14 protein-coding genes are annotated in these 19,779 nt (G+C 69.2%); 9 read left to right on the plus strand and 5 right to left on the minus strand.

The features are described from left to right. Positions 1-3: 3 nt before the first annotated feature. Positions 4-1,953 carry a toll/interleukin-1 receptor domain-containing protein gene (locus tag LE548_RS11205; protein WP_225096548.1) on the minus strand — a complete coding sequence of 650 codons (1,950 nt, stop codon included), beginning with the start codon at positions 1,951-1,953 and terminating at the stop codon, positions 4-6. 38 nt (positions 1,954-1,991) lie between these two features. On the opposite strand from LE548_RS11205, the gene LE548_RS11210 reads away from it, so the two are divergent. The 4 genes from LE548_RS11210 (at position 1,992) to LE548_RS11225 (ending at position 11,861) form a co-directional block, all read left to right on the plus strand. Next, complete coding sequence (locus tag LE548_RS11210; RefSeq protein WP_225096549.1) at positions 1,992-2,606, plus strand: hypothetical protein; 615 nt, start codon at positions 1,992-1,994, stop codon at positions 2,604-2,606. A 118-nt stretch (positions 2,607-2,724) separates the two neighbouring features. Beyond that, positions 2,725-3,861, plus strand: coding sequence for a serine/threonine-protein kinase (locus tag LE548_RS11215; RefSeq protein WP_225096550.1), 1,137 nt, complete (start codon positions 2,725-2,727; stop codon positions 3,859-3,861). A 46-nt stretch (positions 3,862-3,907) separates the two neighbouring features. After that, the gene (locus LE548_RS11220) at positions 3,908-6,772 is read left to right on the plus strand and encodes a DEAD/DEAH box helicase (protein ID WP_225096551.1); all 2,865 of its coding nucleotides are present in this window, start codon (positions 3,908-3,910) and stop codon (positions 6,770-6,772) included. Positions 6,773-6,800: 28 nt separating this feature from the next. Beyond that, positions 6,801-11,861 (plus strand): class I SAM-dependent DNA methyltransferase, encoded by a 5,061-nt coding sequence (locus LE548_RS11225; RefSeq protein WP_225096552.1) that lies wholly within the window; start codon positions 6,801-6,803, stop codon positions 11,859-11,861. A 47-nt stretch (positions 11,862-11,908) separates the two neighbouring features. Here LE548_RS11225 and LE548_RS11230 read toward each other — a convergent pair whose 3' ends face one another. Continuing rightward, complete coding sequence (locus tag LE548_RS11230; protein WP_225096553.1) at positions 11,909-12,091, minus strand: DUF397 domain-containing protein; 183 nt, start codon at positions 12,089-12,091, stop codon at positions 11,909-11,911. Then, positions 12,088-12,924: a helix-turn-helix transcriptional regulator gene (locus tag LE548_RS11235; RefSeq protein ID WP_225096554.1), complete on the minus strand. Its 837-nt coding sequence runs from the start codon at positions 12,922-12,924 to the stop codon at positions 12,088-12,090. Before LE548_RS11235 ends, LE548_RS11230 begins: the two co-directional genes overlap by 4 nt. 138 nt (positions 12,925-13,062) lie before the next feature. On the opposite strand from LE548_RS11235, the gene LE548_RS11240 reads away from it, so the two are divergent. The 5 genes from LE548_RS11240 to LE548_RS11260 all read left to right on the plus strand — a co-directional run bounded on the left by LE548_RS11240 (position 13,063) and on the right by LE548_RS11260 (position 18,029). After that, positions 13,063-13,491 (plus strand): ATP-binding protein, encoded by a 429-nt coding sequence (locus LE548_RS11240; RefSeq protein ID WP_308030175.1) that lies wholly within the window; start codon positions 13,063-13,065, stop codon positions 13,489-13,491. A gap of 98 nt (positions 13,492-13,589) precedes the next feature. Further along, positions 13,590-14,549 (plus strand): expansin EXLX1 family cellulose-binding protein, encoded by a 960-nt coding sequence (locus tag LE548_RS11245; RefSeq protein WP_225096555.1) that lies wholly within the window; start codon positions 13,590-13,592, stop codon positions 14,547-14,549. Positions 14,550-14,622: 73 nt separating this feature from the next. Continuing rightward, positions 14,623-15,918 (plus strand): DUF262 domain-containing protein, encoded by a 1,296-nt coding sequence (locus LE548_RS11250; protein WP_225096556.1) that lies wholly within the window; start codon positions 14,623-14,625, stop codon positions 15,916-15,918. Next, complete coding sequence (locus LE548_RS11255; RefSeq protein ID WP_225096557.1) at positions 15,915-17,060, plus strand: DUF3696 domain-containing protein; 1,146 nt, start codon at positions 15,915-15,917, stop codon at positions 17,058-17,060. Before LE548_RS11250 ends, LE548_RS11255 begins: the two co-directional genes overlap by 4 nt. Positions 17,061-17,087: 27 nt before the next feature. Continuing rightward, positions 17,088-18,029 carry a hypothetical protein gene (locus tag LE548_RS11260; protein ID WP_225096559.1) on the plus strand — a complete coding sequence of 314 codons (942 nt, stop codon included), beginning with the start codon at positions 17,088-17,090 and terminating at the stop codon, positions 18,027-18,029. An 8-nt stretch (positions 18,030-18,037) separates the two neighbouring features. Here LE548_RS11260 and LE548_RS11265 read toward each other — a convergent pair whose 3' ends face one another. Both LE548_RS11265 and LE548_RS11270 read right to left on the minus strand, forming a co-directional pair. Continuing rightward, positions 18,038-19,243, minus strand: a complete 1,206-nt coding sequence (locus LE548_RS11265; RefSeq protein WP_225096560.1) for a hypothetical protein — start codon at positions 19,241-19,243, stop codon at positions 18,038-18,040. Continuing rightward, positions 19,240-19,659, minus strand: coding sequence for a hypothetical protein (locus LE548_RS11270; RefSeq protein ID WP_225096561.1), 420 nt, complete (start codon positions 19,657-19,659; stop codon positions 19,240-19,242). The genes LE548_RS11265 and LE548_RS11270 overlap by 4 nt, the downstream gene beginning before the upstream one ends. Between the last annotated feature and the right edge of the window lie 120 nt (positions 19,660-19,779).

Raw genomic sequence — 19,779 nt, forward strand, 5'->3', positions numbered from 1 at the left:
CCCTCAGCCTGCCGCAGCGACCCCGAAGTCCGCTCCCGAAATTTCCGCGAGCCCTTCCGCGATACGCCGCAGCGGCTCGCGCAGCGCCGCGAGGTCGGCCCGCATCCGCTCCGCCTCCGGCCAGGAGAGTTCGTGGTCGAGCGGTGCGACGTCGGCGGGGCGGCGGGCTTCGTACGCGGCGAGCCGGGGATGCCAGGTGGTGGTGAAGGGCCGGATCGTGTCATTGATCAGGGCATAGGCGAGGCTCTGCACCGTGACGGCGCCCTCGGCCGTGCCCTGCTCCAGGCGGATGCTGTAGGTGTGCAGCGTGCCGCGGGTGAAGTCGATGAGCGACTTCAGCGACGACAGCGCCTCGCGCAGGCTTCCCGTGCCGGGGGCCAGTTCCTGCACGCCGATCCGGGTGACCAGCTCGACCTGGATGTCGAAGGCCGCCATCCGCTCCGACTCGCTGGGGGCTGCTGACACGAGGGCCTCCCTACGGCTTCCGGGTAGGGCCAGCGTAACCGGCTCGCGCCGGCCGCAGAGGGTGCGCAGGGCCGCGTGCCGCAGGGTTTCGGTGCGGGCGGGCGCCGGGTCGTGCTGGTGCCAGGCGTGCAGGATGACCGGGTGGAGGGACCAGCGGCCGCCGTCCGCGCGGGCCCCGGCCGGCTCGGCGGCCGGGGTCAGCAGGCTGCGCGTACGCAGTTCCGCGATGCCGTTGCCCGCGCGCCGGCCCGCCACGACCTGCGGCACCCGGTCGACGGCGGCCAGCACCCGGCACACGTCCTCGGCGGTCACCGGCAGGGGGTGCAGGGCCGCCGCGCAGCGCAGTACGTCGGCCGCGTCGGCGGTGTCCACGTCGTGCACGACGGCCGCCGTGACGTCGTCGCCGGCGAGCGTGTCGAGGAGGGACCCGCTCCGGGCGTGCAGCCTGTCGTACAGGTCCTGGGCGCGGTGCCCGGCCGCCAGGGCGCGGCCCAGCAGCGCCAGCGCGAGCGGGTGGCCGCCGACCGCGTCGGCCAGCGCCGCGTCCCCGCCGACGAGTCCACGTGCGTGGACGTCGTCCAGCGGCCCCAGGTCGACGGGCGTGCCGAGGGCGTCGTAGGCGCGGCTGCGCAGGGTGAAGACGGTGTGCCCGAGCGGGTGCGGTGCGGCCATCGCCGCCATGGCCCGCAGGGGTGTGCGCTCCGGGGCGACGGCGTCGACGATCCACAGGAACGGTTCGCCGACGGCGTCGAAGTGACGGAAGTGAGCCTGCCGGTCGCCCAGTCCGAGCGCGTGCAGCGACTCGCCGTAGGCCTGTCCGTCGAGCCAGTACACCCCGCCCGGATAGGCGGCCTCGAAGCGGACCGCGTACTCCTCGGCGAGGAGGGTCTTGCCGATGCCGGCCATGCCTCGGATCTGCACCGTGCGGGTCGCGGACCGGCCGACGGTGAGCGGGGCCGCGTGGGCGTGCAGCGCGGAGTGCACACGCCAGAGTTCGGACAGCCGGCCGACGAAACCGGGGTGCGGCTCCGGCGCCCGGAACCGGCCCCGCCCGCCGCCCCGCTCCCGCAGGGTCATCGGCCCGGCCAGCGCGCCGACATGCTCGCGTACGTCGGCCACGAGGGCGGCGGGATCGTCGGCGGAGGCGTGCCGGGCGTCGCGGAGTTCGACGGGGTGGATGTGCCCGGTGGTGGGCTCCGGGTTGACGACCATGACCCGGCGGCGCGGATCGCCCTCCTCAAGGCCCGCGAGGTAGGCGGTCGTCAGCTCCCACTGGCAGGCCTCCCGCTCGGGGTAGGCGGCCGAGTAGTACGCCAGCAGCGCCTTGGAACGGCCCAGTTCACGCCGGATGGTGTCGCTGATGCCGGCGAAGGAGGCGACGCCGGTCTCGTCGGTGAAGACCGTCAGCCCGCCGTCACGCAGCGCACGGACGAGCGGACGGACCCGCTCCACATCACCGCGGCTGTAGCTGAGGAAGACGTCCCACACGGCGACTTACCCTACTGTGGGTACCGGGGAGGGCGATCATGGCACACAGACAGCGCAGGCGACGGCGACCGAGTGGTCCCTCGCAGATCACGGCCAAGCTCACGATCCCGTTCGTCGGCGAGATCTCCGGCACCTGGGAACCCGCCGACGCGGAGCGCAGTGCGGCCTGGGAGCTGTATCTGGAGTTGGTGACCCGGGTCTCGGTGGAGGAGCTGGGCCGGGACGAGGGGTTCCTGCGCGAGGCGCTGTCCTCTTTCTACTCGTTCTTCCACACCACCCGGGAGATCCTGCGCCGCTACGGCCCCGACGTGGCCCCACGTCTCTCCCCCGGCCACGTCAGCTTCGGCGTCCTCGCGGTCACCGTCCTCAACCGCGTCCTGCGCCCACTCCTGTCGTCGTGGCATCCCCGGCTCACGGCGTACGAGTCCCGGCGGCCGGACGGCCGGGACCCGGTGGCGTGGGAGCGGGAGTGGGAGCACGCGCAGGCCCTGCGCGACGAGATCGCGGAGGTACGGCGCACGCTGACGTCTCTGGCGCGGACCCTGCAGGAGGTGGCGGGGGTCGGGGATCTCATCGCCCTTCCGGCACCCGGCCCGACCGGGGCGGATGTGGGGCACCCCCCCCCCGCAGGTCAGAGGGGCAGTGAAGGCTGATCAGGCGGATCACGTCCTCCTTCACATTTCCTGCACCACTCGGCACGACCTTCCCTCGCTTGGACTACCGTTACGCCTTGCACACACCGCATGACCAGGGCGAAAGGACGGGACTCACGTGAACGCGGCGCCGCTGAGCCCGGAGGATCCGGTCAGGCTCGGTGACTTCGAGTTGCTGGGCCGCATCGGTCACGGCGGTATGGGGCAGGTGTACCTCGGCGAGTCACCAGGTGGTGAGCCCGCGGCGGTCAAGGTCATCAAGCCGGCGGTGGTCGACTCGGAGACCCGGTTGCGCTTCGCCCAGGAGGTGGAGGTGCTGAAGACCGTGTGGGGTCCACGCATCGCCGCCTTCATGGACGCGGACCCCGGGGCCGACCAGCCCTGGCTTGCCACCGAATACGTGGACGGTCCGGACCTGCGCAGACATGTGGCCGACTGCGGACCGCTGCCCGCCGCGCTGGTCGCCTCTCTCGGCGCCACCCTCGCCGAGGCGCTCTCGGGCGTGCACAAGCAGGGCCTGCTGCATCGCGATCTCAAGCCCGCCAACATCCTGCTCGGTCCGAACGGCCCGAAGATCATCGACTTCGGACTCGCGGTCTTCACGGAGTCCAGTGCCTCCCTGACCGCCCCCAACACCGTCCTCGGCACGCCCACCTGCATGGCACCGGAGCAGGCGAACGGCATCAAGCCCCTGCTCGCGCCGGTCGACGTCTATGCGCTCGGTGCCGTGCTGCTGTACGCGGCGACCGGCCACTACCCCTTCCAGGCCGAGAACATCCACGCTCTCTTCCATCTGATCACCAAGGTCGACGCGCAGCCGGACCTGACCGGTGCCCCGGACCAGCTGGCCCCGCTGCTGACCGCCATGCTGGCCTACGACCCGAGCGCCCGGCCCACCCTGCAGGGCGTTGTGCAGCAGTGCCGCGCCGTCATCGAGAACGAGGGACTCACTGTCGCACAGGCGCGTCGCCGCCTGACCGCGTACACGACGACCCCGACGTCTCCGGCCGTCGCCCCGGCGCCCCTCGCCCCCTCCTCTCAGGACCTGCCCACGGTCACGGCTCCCCAGCAGCCCGCCCCGCCCGCTCCCGCCGAGCCGACACCCCCGGCGGCCGTCCCGTACACCCCGACGGTGAGGGAACGCCCTCCGCACCCTCCGCAGCGCCCACACCCACCGCGAGCGGGCCATTCCGCGCAGGCCAGGCGCGTGGCCCAACAGCTGCGTGAGACCTACGCTCAGCGAGCCAAGTTCTGACGCCCGACCCCGCCGACACCCCAGTTCTCGCACAGGAGGCAGCCCCGTGACCGTCGAGCCGTCCGGCGTTGCGCAGACCGTTCCCCTCAGCAGCGATGAAGGGGACGCGAAGTATCCGCCCGGCTCGCAGATCGAGGTCCGCGACGAGGAGTGGCTGGTACGCAACGTCCGGCACACCGCCCACGACGGTGACCGCATCGAGGCGGTGGGCGTCTCCGAGTTCGTGCGGGACCAGGAAGCCGTCTTCTTCACCAAGCTCGACGACGTGCAGCTGATGGATCCGCGCAGGACCAGGCTGGCCTCCGACGACTCCCCGAACTTCCGGCGCAGCCGCCTCTTCCTGGAAGCCGTCCTGCGCAAGACTCCGCTTCCGCAGTCCGAACGCGGACTGGCCCTCGCGGACACCTTCCTCCTCGACGCGCTGCCGTATCAGCACCGGCCCGCGCAGCTGGCGTTGTCCGGCAGGAACCTGCGTCCGCGCATGCTCATCGCCGACGTGGTGGGCCTCGGCAAGACGCTGGAGATCGGGCTGACGCTCGCGGAGCTGATCCGCCGGGGCCGCGGCGAACGCATTCTGGTCGTGACCCCCCAGCACGTCCTGGAGCAGTTCCAGCACGAGTTGTGGACCCGCTTCGCGATCCCGCTCATCCGTCTCGACTCGGTCGGCATCGAACGCATCCAGCGGGAGATCCCGGCCGGCCGCAACCCGTTCACGTACTTCAAGCGGGTCATCGTCTCCATCGACACCCTGAAGAACACGGACCAGTACAAGCATCATCTGGAGCGCATCACCTGGGACGCTGTCGTGATCGACGAGTCCCACAATCTCATCAACCGCGGCTCGCTGCGCAATCAGCTGGCCCGGCTGCTCGCCCCGCAGACCGATGCGCTGATCCTGGCCTCGGCCACCCCGCACAACGGCGACGCCCGTTCTTTCGCCGAGCTGATCTCCCTGCTCGACCCTGCCGCGATCCGCGACCCGGAGCATTACGAGGCCAAGGACATCGAGCACCTCTTCATCCGGCGTACGAAGATCAGCCCCGAGGTGCGCGAGCAGATGAGGGGACAGTGGGCGGACCGCGGTCCGAGCGTCTCGGTGCACTGCGCGGCGACCTCTGCCGAGGAGAAGATCTTCGAGGAGCTGGCCCAGGTCTGGCTCCCGCGGGACGACGGCACGCCGTCGGTCAGCGAGAGCCGCCTCTTCCCGTACACGCTCCTCAAGTCCTTCCTCTCCTCGCACGTGGCCCTGGCCGCGACGGTCGACGCCCGGATCAGGACGCTGAAGGCGAAGGAGGGCCCGGCGCCGGACGCCGAGCTCGCCGCGCTCCGGCGTCTGAGCGACCTGGCGTTCGTCATGACGGAGACGGACTCGGCGAAGTTCGAGTCTCTGGTGCGACAGCTGCGGGAGATCGGCGTCGGGCCGCAGAGCGACACCCGGGTCGTCGTCTTCTCCGAACGCGTGCAGACCCTGGAGTGGCTGCGGGAGAAGGTCCCTGCGGCCCTCGGCTTCAAGGGCAGGGCCCAGCGGGAAGCCGCGCGCGTCATGCACGGCGGCCTCTCCGACGAACAGCAGATGAGTTGCGTCGAGGACTTCGGCCTGGCGGACACGCCGGTACGTCTGCTGTTCACGGGTGACGTGGCATCCGAGGGTGTCAACCTGCACCGCCAGTGCCACCACCTCATTCACTACGACGTCCCCTGGTCGCTGATCCGCATCGAGCAGCGCAACGGCCGTATCGACCGCTACGGCCAGGCCCACCAGCCGCAGTTCCGGGCGTTGATCCTCACCAGCGAGGTCGAGGATGCGAAGGACGACCGCACGGTCGCCGAGCGCCTGCTGGAACGCGAGGACGAGGCGCACCGCAGCCTGGGCACGGCCGAGGCGGTCTCCGGTCTCTACCGCGCGGAGGCCGAGGAGAAGTCACTGATCCAGGACCTGCTGCGCGGCCGTACGGTCGACGAGTCGCTGGACGCCACGGCGCAGGCCGCAGTCGACGAGGACACGGGAACCGACTTCCTGGCGGACTTCTTCGGCGCGGTCGGCGACGGCACCGGCGACCCCGACGCGCCCGACGACCCCGACGGCACGGTTCCGCCCGCCCCGGCGGACGTGCCGCGCCTGTTCGCCGGCACGCGGGACTTCATCGACGAGGCGATCCGGGAGGTCTTCCCGGACGCGCAGCGGCAGCTGGAGCTGGACCAGGACACCGAGACGGGTCTGATCTCCTTCCGGCCGCCGTCCGACCTGGTCCACCGCATGAAGTCCCTGCCCCCGGACTACCGCCGCGAACAGCGTCTGCACGAACGCCTGCTGGTCACGCTCAACCGCAAGCTCGCCGACCTCTCCCTCGTCCGGGCCCGGGAGTCGTCCTCGTCCAGCTGGCCGGAGATCTCGCTCCTCACCGATCTGCACCCGGTGGTCGAGTGGCTGACGGACAAGGTGCTCGTGCGGCTCGGCCGCCAGGAGGCGCCGGTCATCACGGCGGACGTCGACGCTCCCACCTACCTCGTCCAGGGCATCTTCTCGAACGCGCTGGGCCGCCCGACCGTGGTGAAGTGGATGGCCGTGCAGCGTGGCGAGGTCACCGACGACATGGTGGGCGTACTGCGCCGCGCGGGCGTCGGCCCGACCATGGCCAACCCGCTGCACGACCACGACCTGGACCTGCTGAGTTCGGGTATCCCGGGCGCCCTGGAGGCGGCCGAACGCTTCCTGCGCCGGCACAGCGCCGCCTGGGACAAGGCGCTGGCCGACCCGATCGAGAAGTACAAGCAGCGCCTCGGTACGTGGGAGCAGCCGACGCTGGCGGGCGAGCGCACCAAGACCGACCTGGCCGGTCTGGCCGACTCGCTCCTGACCACCGGCCGCCCGATGCTCCGCGTCCTCGCCGTCCTCGACTCCACCGACTGATCACCCGAGCCCCGAGGTCCATTCCGTCATGTCGTACGACTCCCTCGTCAACCGCGGCGACTACTTCTCCGCGCACTACCTGGCCGAGGTCTTCCCCAAGGACCTCAAGGCCGGACTGCTCGCGATCTGGAAGGAACGGGAGGAGGCAGCCGCCCGTGCGGCGGAGGCCACGGCCACCGACGCCGAGGACGCCCTCCCGGTGACGCCGCGCCTGGGCCTGCGCGAGCTGCGCCGCCCCTACTTCCGGGCACGCGCGTCCTTCGCGGAGGCTGCGGCCGAACCAGACGACGACGCGACGACGTACGACGCCCCGTCCTGGCGCGAGCGGGCGGCGGCCCTCAACGCCGACGTCCTGCGGGCCCTGGGCTACGACGCGAAGCCGCAGACGCTGACGGTGGACCGCGCGGACCACACCTACGAGATCCAGGTGGCCCACGCCGAGCCCGGCCTGGTCGCCCTGGACTGCGGCTGGGCAGCGGAACCGGACGCGGCCCTGGACCCGGCGGGCCCCGGCCGCCTCCTCCATCCGCTGACTGTCGACGCCTCCACCGAGGTCACGACGGGTTCGAAACTGGCGTCTTTCCTGTTCGCGTCGGAGGAACCCCCTCGGTACGTCCTGCTGCTGGTCGGCGGTGTGGTGATCCTGGCCGACCGTACGGTGTGGGGCGAGGGCCGCTACCTGGCGGCCTCACTGGACGCGGCGCTGGAACGCAACGACACCCGTGCGGGCGGCGAACTCGACACCCTGGCGGCCCTGTTCGGTGCGGACTCCCTGCGGACGCCGGAGGAGGGCGGCGAGAACCCGCTCGCCACGCTGGTCGACAAGTCGACGAAGCATGCGGTGGGCGTGTCGAGCGACCTGCGCGACGGGCTCCGGCTGTCGGTGGAGCTGATCGCGAACGAGGTACTGAACCGCATCCGGGCGAAGGGCCTCCGCCCGGAGGAGATCGCGGAACTCCCGGAACTGTCCAAGCAGTTGACGCGTGAGTCGCTGCGGTATCTGTACCGCATCCTGTTCCTGTTGTACGCGGAGGCCCGTCCCGAGCTGGGCATCCTGCCGTCGGACTACCCCGAGTACCACCAGGGCTACGGCCTCGGGCGGCTCGGCGAGCTGGTGGCGGAGCGGGATCTGGTGGGCGAGAAGGCCCGCGAGGGTACGTACCTGTACGACTCGTTGGACCTGCTCTTCCGCATGGTCCAGGAGGGCTACCGCTCCCGCCGGACGCATGGCGCGGCCGCCGAGACCGTCGACGACGTCGTGTCGGAGGACATAGGGCTGCGCTTCGAGCCCCTCCACTCCAAGCTCTTCGAACCGGAGTCGATCCGCCTGATCGGCCGGCGCTCGGTGGTGGACCCGCGCTTCGACGAGGACGAGACCGGCGAGCCGGTGTACGTCGACACCCGCCTGCGCAACGCCACCCTGTACCGCGTCCTGCGCCTGCTCATGCTCACCCGGGGCAGGAAGGGCGAGCGCGGCGGCTTCATCTCCTACGCCCAGCTCGGCATCAACCAGCTCGGTGCCGTGTACGAGGGCCTGATGTCGTACTCCGGCTTCGTGGCGGACGAGGAGCTGTACGAGGTCGCCAAGGGTGGCTACTCGAAGGACGGCTCCTGGCTGGTGCCGGCGTCGAAGGCCGACGAATACCCGGACTCTGTCTTCGTCCGCCGCCGGGACGAGGAGACCGGCGAGGAGGTGCGGGTCCGCTACCGCCCCGGTTCCTTCGTCTACCGCCTCTCCGGCCGCGACCGCCAGACCTCCGCGTCCTACTACACACCCGAGTCCCTGACGAAGGTCACGGTCCAGCTGGCCTTGCAGCACCGCCTGGACCAGGACGGCGAGGTGACCGAGGCGCGGGAACTGCTGGACTGGAAGATCTGCGAGCCCGCGCTCGGTTCGGGCGCGTTCCTGAACGAGGCCATCAACCAGGTGGCGGCGGAGTATCTGCGGCGCCGGCAGGACGAGTTGGGCGTCGCCATCGACACCGAGAAGTACGCGGTCGAGCTGCAGAAGGCGAAGGCGTACATCGCGCTGCACAACTCGTACGGCGTGGACCTGAATTCCACCGCTGTGGAGCTGGCCGAGGTCTCGCTGTGGCTGAACACGATGCATCCGGGGATGGAGGCGCCGTGGTTCGGGCTGCATTTGAGGAGGGGTAACTCGCTGATCGGCGGCCGGAGGGAGGTATATGCCGCTGAGAGGCTGAAGAAGGGGGGCTGGCTGGGGTCGACTCCGGAGCGTTTCCCGCTGACGGAGGCGGGTGGGGGGCTTCCGGAGGGGGCTGTTCATCACTTCCTGCTGCCCGCGAAGGAATGGGGTTCGGTCGCGGCCGAGAAGGAGGCCAAGGCGCTGGCTCCGGAGGAGTCGAAGGCGCTGGGCGCCTGGCGGAAGGCCGTCACCAAGTCGCCGTCGAAGAAGCAGACGGAGCGGTTGCAGGGGCTGGCCCGGCGGGTGGAGTACCTGTGGGGGCTGGTCGTACGGCGTCTGGAGATCTCCGAGCGGGACATCTCGCGGCGGATCGAGGTGTGGGGCGCGGAGGGTGACTGGCTGCGGTCGCCCGAGGTGGCTGTGCAGCGGGAGAAGGTCCTGGCGGACCTGGAGGCCGTCGACACGCCTTACTGGCGGCTGAAGACGCTGATGGACGCGTGGTGTGCGCTGTGGTTCTGGCCCGTGCAGAGTGCTGCGCTGCTTGACGGGAGTGATGACCGGTACCGGCGGCTCGTCGAGCTGGAGGAGTCGGGGGCGTTTGAGTCCTCCTCGGGCGCGGATGTGCTCATGTCGTGGGAGGCCGATGCGCTGCCTGGTTTCGGGGTCGAGGCCAAGCAGGTCGAACTGACCCGGGGTGACTTGGACAAACGGCGCAGTGGGCGGCGCAAGGAGGCGGTGGGTGAGCAGCGCCGGGCTGTGATTCCGCTGGCCGACCTTGACGACTGGCTGGACTTCGCGGAGTCCTTGCTGGGGCGCCGGGATGTGCCTGCGGACTCGCTGATCTCCGAGTTCGAGCGGCTGGATGAGCTTGAGCCGTATGAGGATGGGCTGCCGGATTTGATGGGCATGGATCCAGCTCATCATTTGGAGGAGCGGTATCCGTGGGCGGCGGTTGCTCGGGATGTGGCGGGGCAGCAGGGGTTCTTTCATTGGGAGTTGGAGTTCGCGCAGGTGTTTGCGCGGGCGGGTGGGTTTGATTTGCAGGTGGGGAATCCGCCTTGGGTGCGGCCGCAGTGGCAGGAGGGTCTGGTTCTGGCAGAGCTCGATCCTTGGTTCATGCTGGCAGATAAGCCGAGCGCGTCGGAGTGGCGCCTCCGCAAGGAAGATCTGCTGGGCACGAGCACGGACGGCCAGGCTTTCGTCCTCGGCGAGTTGACCGCCCATGCTGGGGCTGTGTCCGTACTGAGCAGTCCAGCCATGTATCCGCTCCTCGTCGGTACCCAAGGTGACCTCTACAGAGGCTTCATGACTCGGGTATGGCAGCACATTGCACCGCATGGCAGCGTCGGCTTGATCCACCCGGACACACATTTCAGCGGCGTACGCGAAGGAACCCTCCGAGCCGCCACATATCAACATCTTCGAGTCCACGCGCATTTCGTCAACTCATCCAGGTGGGCGTTCGACGATCTGAACTGGTCCCAGGAATTCGGGATGCACATCTACGGCAAGCCTCAGGAACCTGACTTCCTTCACCTCAGCGAACTCCGTGACGCCGATGTTCTACCCGCTTCACTTTCCCACGACGGGCGAGGCCCTGCTCCCGGAATCAAGTACAACGGCTCATGGGACATCCGGCCGCACCAGGAGCGTGTCGTACACGTGAACACAGACCTGCTGGCCAGCTGGCAGGCCCTCACAGGGTCGACCGGACCGGCAACGCAGACTCCGCTGCTATATCCCGTCCTGCGCAGTGAACAAGGGGCCATTGAGGCACTGGCCGCATATCGCAGCACCCTGGGCGACTACCAAGCTCTGATCACAAGCGGATACCACGAATCCGGCGCAAAGAAGGAAGGGCTGATTCGCTGGGCAAACCAAACCGTGGAGTCACTCTCGGAGATCATCTTGCAGGGGCCACACTTCGGCGCTGCGCTTCCCTACTCCAAGGAGCCGAGAATCCCCTGTCGGAGTAATAGAGACTGGGACTTTCTCGTGCCAACAGAGCTACCCGAAGCCCGCATTCCGATCACCAACTATGTACGGGCAACGGACGAAGTCACATATCTCGCGGCCCAAGACTCATGGCGCGGAAGGCCTTCCAGCTCATACTATCGGCTGGCCTGGCGAAAGATGATCCCCTTCGACAGCAGCCGCTGCCTATTTGCGGCCCTGATCCCCCCGGGCCCCTCACACATCGATGCGGTGTTCTCGATGGCCTGCCTGAACAACCGCACAACTGCACTCAATGCCGGCTTCTGGGCTGCACTCCCCCTGGACTATCTGCTACGCATCACCGGCCGAGCTAACCTTCACGCAACCGACGCCGCCAAGATGCCCGCGCCCGACCCCAATCATCCCCTCACCTCCGCTCTACTTCTCCGCACCCTCCGCCTGAACGCTCTCACTACCCATTACGCACCCATCTGGGAGGAACTATTCGATCCCCGATGGGCTGGCTACGAAGACTGGGCTAACTCCAACTGGCCAGGCTTGAACCCGCTCACCGCCAACCTCAACCCGACCTGGGAATACACCACGCCTCTCCGCACCGAGCACGAACGCCGAGCTGCCCTCGTCGAAATAGACGCCCTCGTCGCCGTATGGCTCGGCATCACTGCAGACCAACTCGCGGCGATCTTCAAGTCCCGCTACCCACAGCTGTACGACTACGAGTCCGCGACCTGGTTCGACGCCAACGGCCGCAAGATCGCCGCTAGTCCCTTCACCTACGGCCACGGCCAGACCAAGCAGGACTACCTGGACCTCATTGCCCACCTGGAGGACCCGGACCACACCCCGCCCCCGGACGGCTACACAGCCCTCTTCTACAAGGCCGACCGGGAAGCCGAAATGCGGGCCGCGCACGCCCACTTCCAGGCCCGCCTGGATGCGGAGATCGCCGCCGGCCGCTGGTCACCACCGGAAGCCGCCTCGGCATGACAAAGAGCCCTCGGCACGAGACGTACGTGCCGAGGGCTCCCTCGTTGTCAAACCGCCGCGAACTCCACGAACGCGCTCCAGGCGCCGGGCTCCACAGTCAGTGCAGGTCGGCTCGTGTCCTTGGAGTCACGGACGTGCACCGCGTCCGAGGTGGCGGCAACCTCAACGCACTCTCCGCCGTTACCAGCGCTGTAACTACTCTTGGACCAAGCCAGCTCGTCGCCGCTCATACTTCTCCCAACAACTTTTCGATCAACGCGAGCGATTCTGCCGGAGTGAGCGCCTGCGCGCGAAGAGTCCCGTACGTGCGTTCGAGCTCCCGCACCTTTCCACGCTCTGTGTGGACATGGCTGTCGCCCTGCACCTCCGTGTACGCGATCCTGCGCCCTTCCCTGACCTCCATCAAGGTGAAGGGACCACCCAGTCCTGCGTGTTCCTGGCGGGAGTTCGGCATCACCTGAATCTGGACGTTCCGCTTCTCACCGACCAGCAGGAGGTGCTCCAGCTGGCCTCGCCAGACAACATCCCCGCCCAGCGGACGGAGCAGCACAGCCTCGTCGATCACGAAGCTGAAATGCGGCGTGGGGCGCTTGGCGAAGATCTCCTGCCGAGCCAACCGAGCAGCCACACCTTGCTCGATGGCCTCCTCCTCCAGCAGTGGCCGCCACATGGCAAAGACCGCCCGTGCGTACTCCTCCGTCTGCAACAGCCCCGGCACAGCTTGAGTGGCGTACACCTGGATCTCAACCGCCTGAGCCTCCAACTTCGCCGCATCCCGAAAGAACGCCGGATACTGCGCCCGAGCCACCTCCTCCTTACTGGCGCTCAACACCCCGCCCGCGCCCAGCAGTTCATCCGCCTGGTCGATGAACTTGGGCGGCGGAATCCGCCTCCCCTGCTCGAACGAGGCGATGGTCGAAGCGGAGTACCCCACCATCGTCCCGAACTCCGCTCGCCCCAGCCCCGCCCGCTCACGGAACAGCTTCAGCTGCCGCCCGAAGACGACCAGGACGCCCGTACCGACCTCGTACTCACCCTCCGGCGCCCGCACTTCCTCACTCACACCCCGGCTCCTTCCATCCCCGTACCCGAACGGTCACGCCCCACCCCGCGTACAGGCACACCACCGCCCCGTACAGCCCGCAAGGCGTCAGCAGTTCACCCCTGTAAACGTTACTCACTGTGCACCACCGTTGACCGCATGAAGTCGGAAACTCATGAGTTCGCCATGCGGTTCACCTCCACCCCGCGCGGCGCCCGCCTCGCCCGCCGTCTCGTCTCGCACCGGCTGAACGAGTGGGGCCACCCCTACGCCACCCCGCTCAACGACACGCTCACCCTCATCACGGCCGAGCTCACCGCGAACGCCGTACGCCACGGACACGTGCCCGGACGCGACTTCCACCTGCAACTCACCTACGTCGACGGCACGTTCCGTATCGAGGTGACCGACACCCGAGGCGAACGGCTTCCGTGCCCCGCCCACCCGCAGGAGGATCCCGGCGCCGAGTCCGGCCGGGGACTCCTCCTCGTGGAGGCACTGGCCGACAAGTGGGGCGTGGCGCCTCGCGCGTCCGGCGGGCCGGGGAAGACCGTATGGGCGGAGGTCTTCCTGCCGTACCGCCCCTGACGTCACGGAGCCGCCGAGCCACGGCAACCTTTCCTGCCACGGTGACCACTGTGCGGCAGAAGCACGCGTACTCCTGGCCCCCTGTGAAGGACTGATCCGTGGCATCGCGCTCTCACCGCCGTACCGTCCCCAGACGACGCACCGCGCTCGTCACAGCCGTCGCCCTGGCGGTGGCCGGGCTCGTCGTCACCTTGGCCATGGCCTTTCGCCCCGCTCACCAGGCGGACACCGTGCGGGCCGCAAGCACCCCCACCGCCGCAGAGCCGACGGGGAAGCCACAGCCGAAGCCGACTCCGACGCCCACGCCGTCCACGGCGTCACCGGCCCCGACGACCAGCACGCCCGCGACGCACACCGCGCACGCCACACCCGCCTCCTCGGCCCAGCAGTCCTCCACGACCACCAGCCCGACCGCCCCGAGACCGGCTTCCGGCGCGGCGCCACTCGCGGGACGGATCAAGCCCGGCGTCACCTACAGCGGAGTCGCCACCCACTATGCCGCCGGGGACGGCGACGGAGCCTGCCTGTACGGTCCGAGCCCGGATCTCATGGTCGCCGCGATGAACCACACCGACTACGAGGTCTCCAAGGCGTGCGGGGCGTACCTCCTCGTCCGTACCGCGGGCGGTGCCTCCGTCACGGTCCGGATCACCAACGAGTGCCCCGAATGCGCGCCCGGTCAACTCGACCTGAGTGAGCAGGCGTTCGCCGGACTCGGCGCCCTCTCCGCCGGCCGGATCCCCATCACCTGGAGCCTGCTGAGCCCCGGCACCTCCGACCCGATCGCCATCCGCTACAAGACCGGCTCCAGCCGCGACTGGTGCGGCATCCAGGCCCTCGGTCACCGCAATCCGCTGGCCCGGCTGGAGGTCAGGGACGGCGGCGGCTGGCGGCAGCTGACCCGTACCGACTACGACTACTTCCTCTCCCCCGACGGCACCGGCTGCGGCGGCTCTCTCCGGCTCACCGACATCTACGGGCAGCAGCTGACCGTCGACGGCATCGCCGTGCGGCCGGACGTCGTGCAGTCGACGCACGTCCAATTCGCGCTGCGCTGAGCGGACGGACACCCGGCCCTCTCGGGCAGAATCGGAACCGGCAACGGCTACGAAAAACGGGACGCGAGGGCATATGTCGCTGGAGGACAGCATCGGCAGCCGTGGGGCAGCGCGGGAGCAGCAGTCCCTGTTCAGCCGCTACCGGCACGATCCGCTCGGTGAGGACAGCGGGGGCCTCCGTGTCGAGGTCGGAGCCGACGGCCGTCCCACCGACGTCGAGCTGGAGGTCCAGGACGGCGAGGCCGAGGACGCCGCGGACCGGATCACCGCGCCGTACGACCCCTCCAAGATCGAGATCCAGACCAGCAACCCCACCATCAACCTGCTCATGTCCCGGCTGAGCAACGGCATGATCGACCTCGCCCCGGACTTCCAGCGGCGCGCCGGCATCTGGTCGGACGAACAGCAGAGCCGGCTGATCGAATCCCTGCTGCTGCGGATCCCGATCCCGTCCTTCTACGCCGCCGAACTGGACGACAGCGAGTGGGCCGTCGTCGACGGCATCCAACGGCTCACCGCCATCGCCCGGTTCATCGCACCCCAGGCCCTGGCCGAGGTGGCGGGCATCGACGCGGGGCCGCTGCGGCTGCGCGGCCTGGAGTACCTGAAGGACGACTTCGAGGGGAAACGGTACGAGGACCTCACCGGGCGGCTGCAGATCCGGCTGAACGAGACGCAGGTCGTCGTGCACGTCATCCGGCCGGGTACTCCGGAGGAGGTCAAGTTCAACATCTTCGCCCGGATCAACACCGGCGGGCTGCCCCTCACCCGCCAGGAGATCCGGCACGCGCTCATTCCGGGACCGGCCCGCGCGCTGCTGGCCTCGCTGGCCGAGTCCGCGGAGTTCTTGTCGGCGACCGGCGGCAGCGTCGGCGTCTCGCGCATGGCCGACCGGGAGATGGTCCTGCGGTCGCTGGCCTTCATGCTCACCGCGCCCGACGCGTACAAGTACCAGGACTTCGACCAGTTCCTCGCCCACACCATGCGGCTGATCAACCGGCTGCCCGAACAGGCGCGGACCGAACTCGCCGACCGGTTCAAGCAGGCGATGACCACGGCCGAGGCGGTCTTCGGCAGGCACGCCTTCCGTAAACACTTCGCGGGGCAGCGGTGGCGCCATCCCGTGAACAAGGCCCTCTTCGAGTCGGTGACGGTGAACCTGGCCGAACTCACGGATGCCGAGCGTGCCGCGCTGGTAGCGTCCCGTCGGCAGGTGATGGACGGCTACGACCGGCTCATGGCCAACCCGGTTTTCGAGGCTGTCGTGTCCGTCAGCACCGGCGACCGGGCGCGGGTCCAGGCGCGGTTCACCAGGATCCATGACCTGTTCCGGGCCGTTCTGGACGACAACGGGGGCAGTACACAGTGATCGACCAGCTGTCGCTCACCAACTTCAAGGCGTTCCGCTCGGCCGACATCCCGCTCGCCCCGGTCACCCTGCTCACCGGTCTCAACTCCTCCGGCAAGAGCTCGGTCCTCCAGGCACTCGCCCTGCTCCAGCAGTCGTACGACTCGTCCACCCTGTCCCTGTCCTCGCACCTGGCCTCGCCGGGCGGAGGACTCCTCCTGAACGGCGACCTGGTGGAGCTGGGGACCGGACTGGACGTCCTCCACGAGGACTTCGCCCGCACACCGGAGTCACCCACTCCGCTGATCAGCATCGGGCTCCGCACCAACCGTGGAGCGACCCCCACCTGGTCGGCGCTGTACGCCGCAGAACAGGACGTGCTGGCCCTGCATTCCGTCCCTGATGCCGCGCTGGTGCCGCCATCGATCTGCATCCGCCGCCGCTTCCAGTACCTCAAGGCGGATCGCATCGTCCCGGCCACCAGTTACCCCAAGTCCCACCACCAGGCGATCGGCCTCGGCTTCCTCGGCGCACGCGGCGAACACACCGTCAACTACCTGCGGCACCACGCCCGTCGCTCCCTGAGCACGGATCCGCTGCGGCACCCCGACGCACCGACGAGCAACTTCCTCGACCACGTCGTGGCGTGGATGCAGGAGCTGTGCCCGGGAGTCAACCTGGAGGCGGCGGAGATCCCCGGCATCGACGCCGTCCGCCTCAGCTACGGCTTCGACGGTACGGCCGGCCTCGACTCGTCCGCGCGCCGCCGGCCGACGAACGTCGGCTTCGGCCTGACGTACGCGCTGCCGATCGTCGTCGCCTGCCTCTCGGCAGGGCCGGGGACCCTGATCCTGCTGGAGAACCCGGAGGCCCACCTCCACCCGCGCGGCCAGTCCCGCATGGCCGCGCTGCTGGCCGCCGCCGCGTCGGCCGGGGCACAGCTGATCGTGGAGACGCACTCCGATCACGTGCTCAACGGGCTGCGTCTGGCGGTGAAGAAGGGCCCGATCGCCGCCACGGACACCGCCGTCCACTACTTCCGCCGCCGTGGTCTGCAGGCAGAGATCGTCACCCCGCGCATCCACGAGGACGGCTCCCTGTCCGACTGGCCGGAGGGCTTCTTCGACGAGTGGGAGAACTCCCTCGAACAGCTCCTCGACTGACATCCGCACCCCAGGGGGAGGGTCGCAGTGCCGCTGTCGTTGTTCCTGAACGAACTGTCCTGTACGTCCGAGGCGGGCCCACGCCAAGTGGACGCGGCGATGGCCGTGTTCGTGTCCACCCTGAAGCATCTGGGGGGCTGGCGGAAGGTCGCGCTGGTGATCGAGAGCCCCCTCCAGCCCGCCGAACTCGCGCGCGGTCACGAATACCAGAAGTGGGCGAACGCCACGTCGCTCAACAAGGACCGGCACCGCTACATCCTGAGACTGCGCGACCGCAACACGTTGAGAGGCGTGCTGGACGCGGCGGGACATGACGCGGCGGAGATCGAGCACTTCCACGACGGCCGCCGTGCCGTCGGTCTCGGCGCCGCCCACCTCATGGACAGCATGGCCATCAGTCTCCCTCTCACCCAGAAGTGGGCGAGTTCCTGGCTCGACGTCGACATCAACCGCCTCGGCGAGGACGACATCGAGACCGACCGGGACCGGGTCCGCCACTGCTCCTGCCCGGAGGAGGCCGACGAGCACGAGGCGTGGGCACGCAGCACCGGGCTCCACTCCCTCACCGGCCCGTCCGACATCCTCGATTCCTGGGCCGAGTTCTTCCCCTCGCTGGAGCGTCTGCCCCGCTTCGACCGTGACCTGCTGCATCTCGACCCGAAGTGGTTCCGTCCCGTCCGCGGCCTCCTCGCCGACCTCCAGTCGACGGCCGCCGGCCACTGGGACTTCGCCCGCTCCCCCGAGCCGGACTGGCAGAACCCGCACATCACTCCGGAGTCACAGAGTCGGCGGCACCTGTGCACCTTCCCCGACCCGGACCTCGACGGCCAGGACGTCTGCTTCTCCTGGCACGGCCGTATGACCCCGGGCAAGGGCCGGCTCTACTTCCGGCTCGTGCCCGAGCGGAAGGTCTTCCGCCTCGCGTACGTGGGCACCAAGCCGGGCAGCGACCGGCTGTCCAACAACTGAGGGTGTGGTCAGCCCAGACCCACGAGTGAGGCGAGACCCCGCCCCCACGCACCGGCGGGGCCAGGCGCGTTCAGGGGGGTGAAGAACGCGATCAGCAGAAGCATGACGCAAGCTATGAGGGAGAGCGCGCACCCACCGCCCAGGGCCGTGGTCTCGGAGTCCCGGTCCAGCATGCCGACCACTGCCAGGTCGGCCAGCAGCCCGAGCCCGCACACCGCCGCGCCCAGGAGAACCGTCACGACGGTGAACGGCACCGTTTTCCAGAGGGCCGCGTCAGAGGCGTACGCGGCTCGATTCGCCGTGACGACGAGCATCGGAATCCAGGGCGGAATCGCGCAGATCACCCACGCCACACCGATCCTGAACCGCCGAGGCGGACCAGGTACCGGCTGTCGCGTCGCACCCTTGACCTGTGGGTAGGCCTGCGGGTAGGTCGGCGGGTAGGCCTGCGTGTATGCCTGCGGGTAGGCCTGCGTGGGAACCTGGAAAACCGGCGTGGGAGTCTTGAAAGAGTCCTCCGTCATCCGGCTCAGACCAGGGTCCGCCTCGGAACGCCGAGTCCATTGCCCCTCGATGACCTGCGCGGGCTGTGGACCGCCCGGTCCGGCTGCGTCATCGCCCAGCGACCGCAGATCGTCGCGCACGGCCCCGAGTTCCGCCTCGGCCCTCTCCAGGAGCTCGGTGAACTGCTCGCCTTCCTCACGCAGTCGGGCTGCGGACACCGGGACTTCATCGGTCCGGGCCCGCTCCTCGGCACGCCGTCGCAGCGCCAGCTCCTGCTGCGCCTGCGTGAGCAACGCCTCCGCCTTTTCCCGCTCGACGACCGCGTTCCGCATCATGTCCTGCGCCTTCATCACGCGCAGTTCGGCCGCTCTCAGCTGCTCCTGCATCTCGGCCAGCGCCTCGGCCCGCCCCTCGGCCCTGGCCCGCTGTGCCTCCGCCGCCAACTCGGCGCAGCGGGCCCGCCACTCGGCTTCCGTGACCTGAAGCACCGTGATCAGGAGGCTGACACGCTCGTGCGTCCGCTCCAGGGTCGCGGCGCGTGCTCCCGCGTGTGTCAGGGCTCCGTCCGCGCCGCCATCGACTCCATAGACGTGCGTGTGCGAGATGTACTGGTCCCCATTGGACTGGTACACATGCGCGTTGTCCGCCGCGTCGCCCTTGAATTCGACCTGCCCCCGGTCTTCCCGTCCGGGGCGTTCCCTGTCGCTCACCGTTCGGTGATGTGCTGGTCACCCACCGACTGGTAGATCCGGGCACTGCCCGACGCACGCGCTTCGAACCGCACGCCGCCCCGGATCTCCTGCCGGCTCGGCTCATGACCCAGCCTGGTCAGCAGCCCGCGCAGCTCCTCCGCGGCATCAGGGCTGTCACCGAGCAGTCCGGCCACCTGCCGCCGCCAGTCCGCGGCGATGTCGTCCTGCACCCAGGAGTCACCGTTCTGCGCAGCCGTGAGCAGTGTCCGGCGTGACGTCTCCAGCTCATGCGAGACGCGCTCCGCGTCCTGCGGACGGTTACGGCGCCACAGGGCCACGATCCCATCACGCGCCTGCTGCCACCCTTCGCCCACGAGAACAGCCACGAACGCGGTTCCGGCCTCACCGGCCAGTGTGGCGAGATACGGGTCCATATGCCTTCCCCCGAGTTTCCGGCCCGCCGGGACACCCAGAATCCCCAGCCGCGACAACGATCCCACACTAGCCCAACACCCTTGCAGGCACGGACCGTTGTCCGTCCGACGCGGCGCCGT

Origin of the sequence: Streptomyces sp. CoH27 (genome assembly GCF_020181035.1) — a bacterium.
GTDB classification, from domain to species: domain Bacteria; phylum Actinomycetota; class Actinomycetes; order Streptomycetales; family Streptomycetaceae; genus Streptomyces; species Streptomyces camelliae.

What these genes read in the sequence shown, in the direction of transcription:
- LE548_RS11270 (WP_225096561.1), bottom strand. Translation starts at nt 19,659, where the DNA reads ATGGACCCGTATCTCGCCACACTGGCCGGTGAGGCCGGAACCGCGTTC.
- LE548_RS11210 (WP_225096549.1), top strand. Translation starts at nt 1,992, where the DNA reads ATGGCACACAGACAGCGCAGGCGACGGCGACCGAGTGGTCCCTCGCAG.
- LE548_RS11230 (WP_225096553.1), bottom strand. Translation starts at nt 12,091, where the DNA reads ATGAGCGGCGACGAGCTGGCTTGGTCCAAGAGTAGTTACAGCGCTGGT.
- LE548_RS11240 (WP_308030175.1), top strand. Translation starts at nt 13,063, where the DNA reads ATGAAGTCGGAAACTCATGAGTTCGCCATGCGGTTCACCTCCACCCCG.
- LE548_RS11225 (WP_225096552.1), top strand. Translation starts at nt 6,801, where the DNA reads ATGTCGTACGACTCCCTCGTCAACCGCGGCGACTACTTCTCCGCGCAC.
- LE548_RS11250 (WP_225096556.1), top strand. Translation starts at nt 14,623, where the DNA reads ATGTCGCTGGAGGACAGCATCGGCAGCCGTGGGGCAGCGCGGGAGCAG.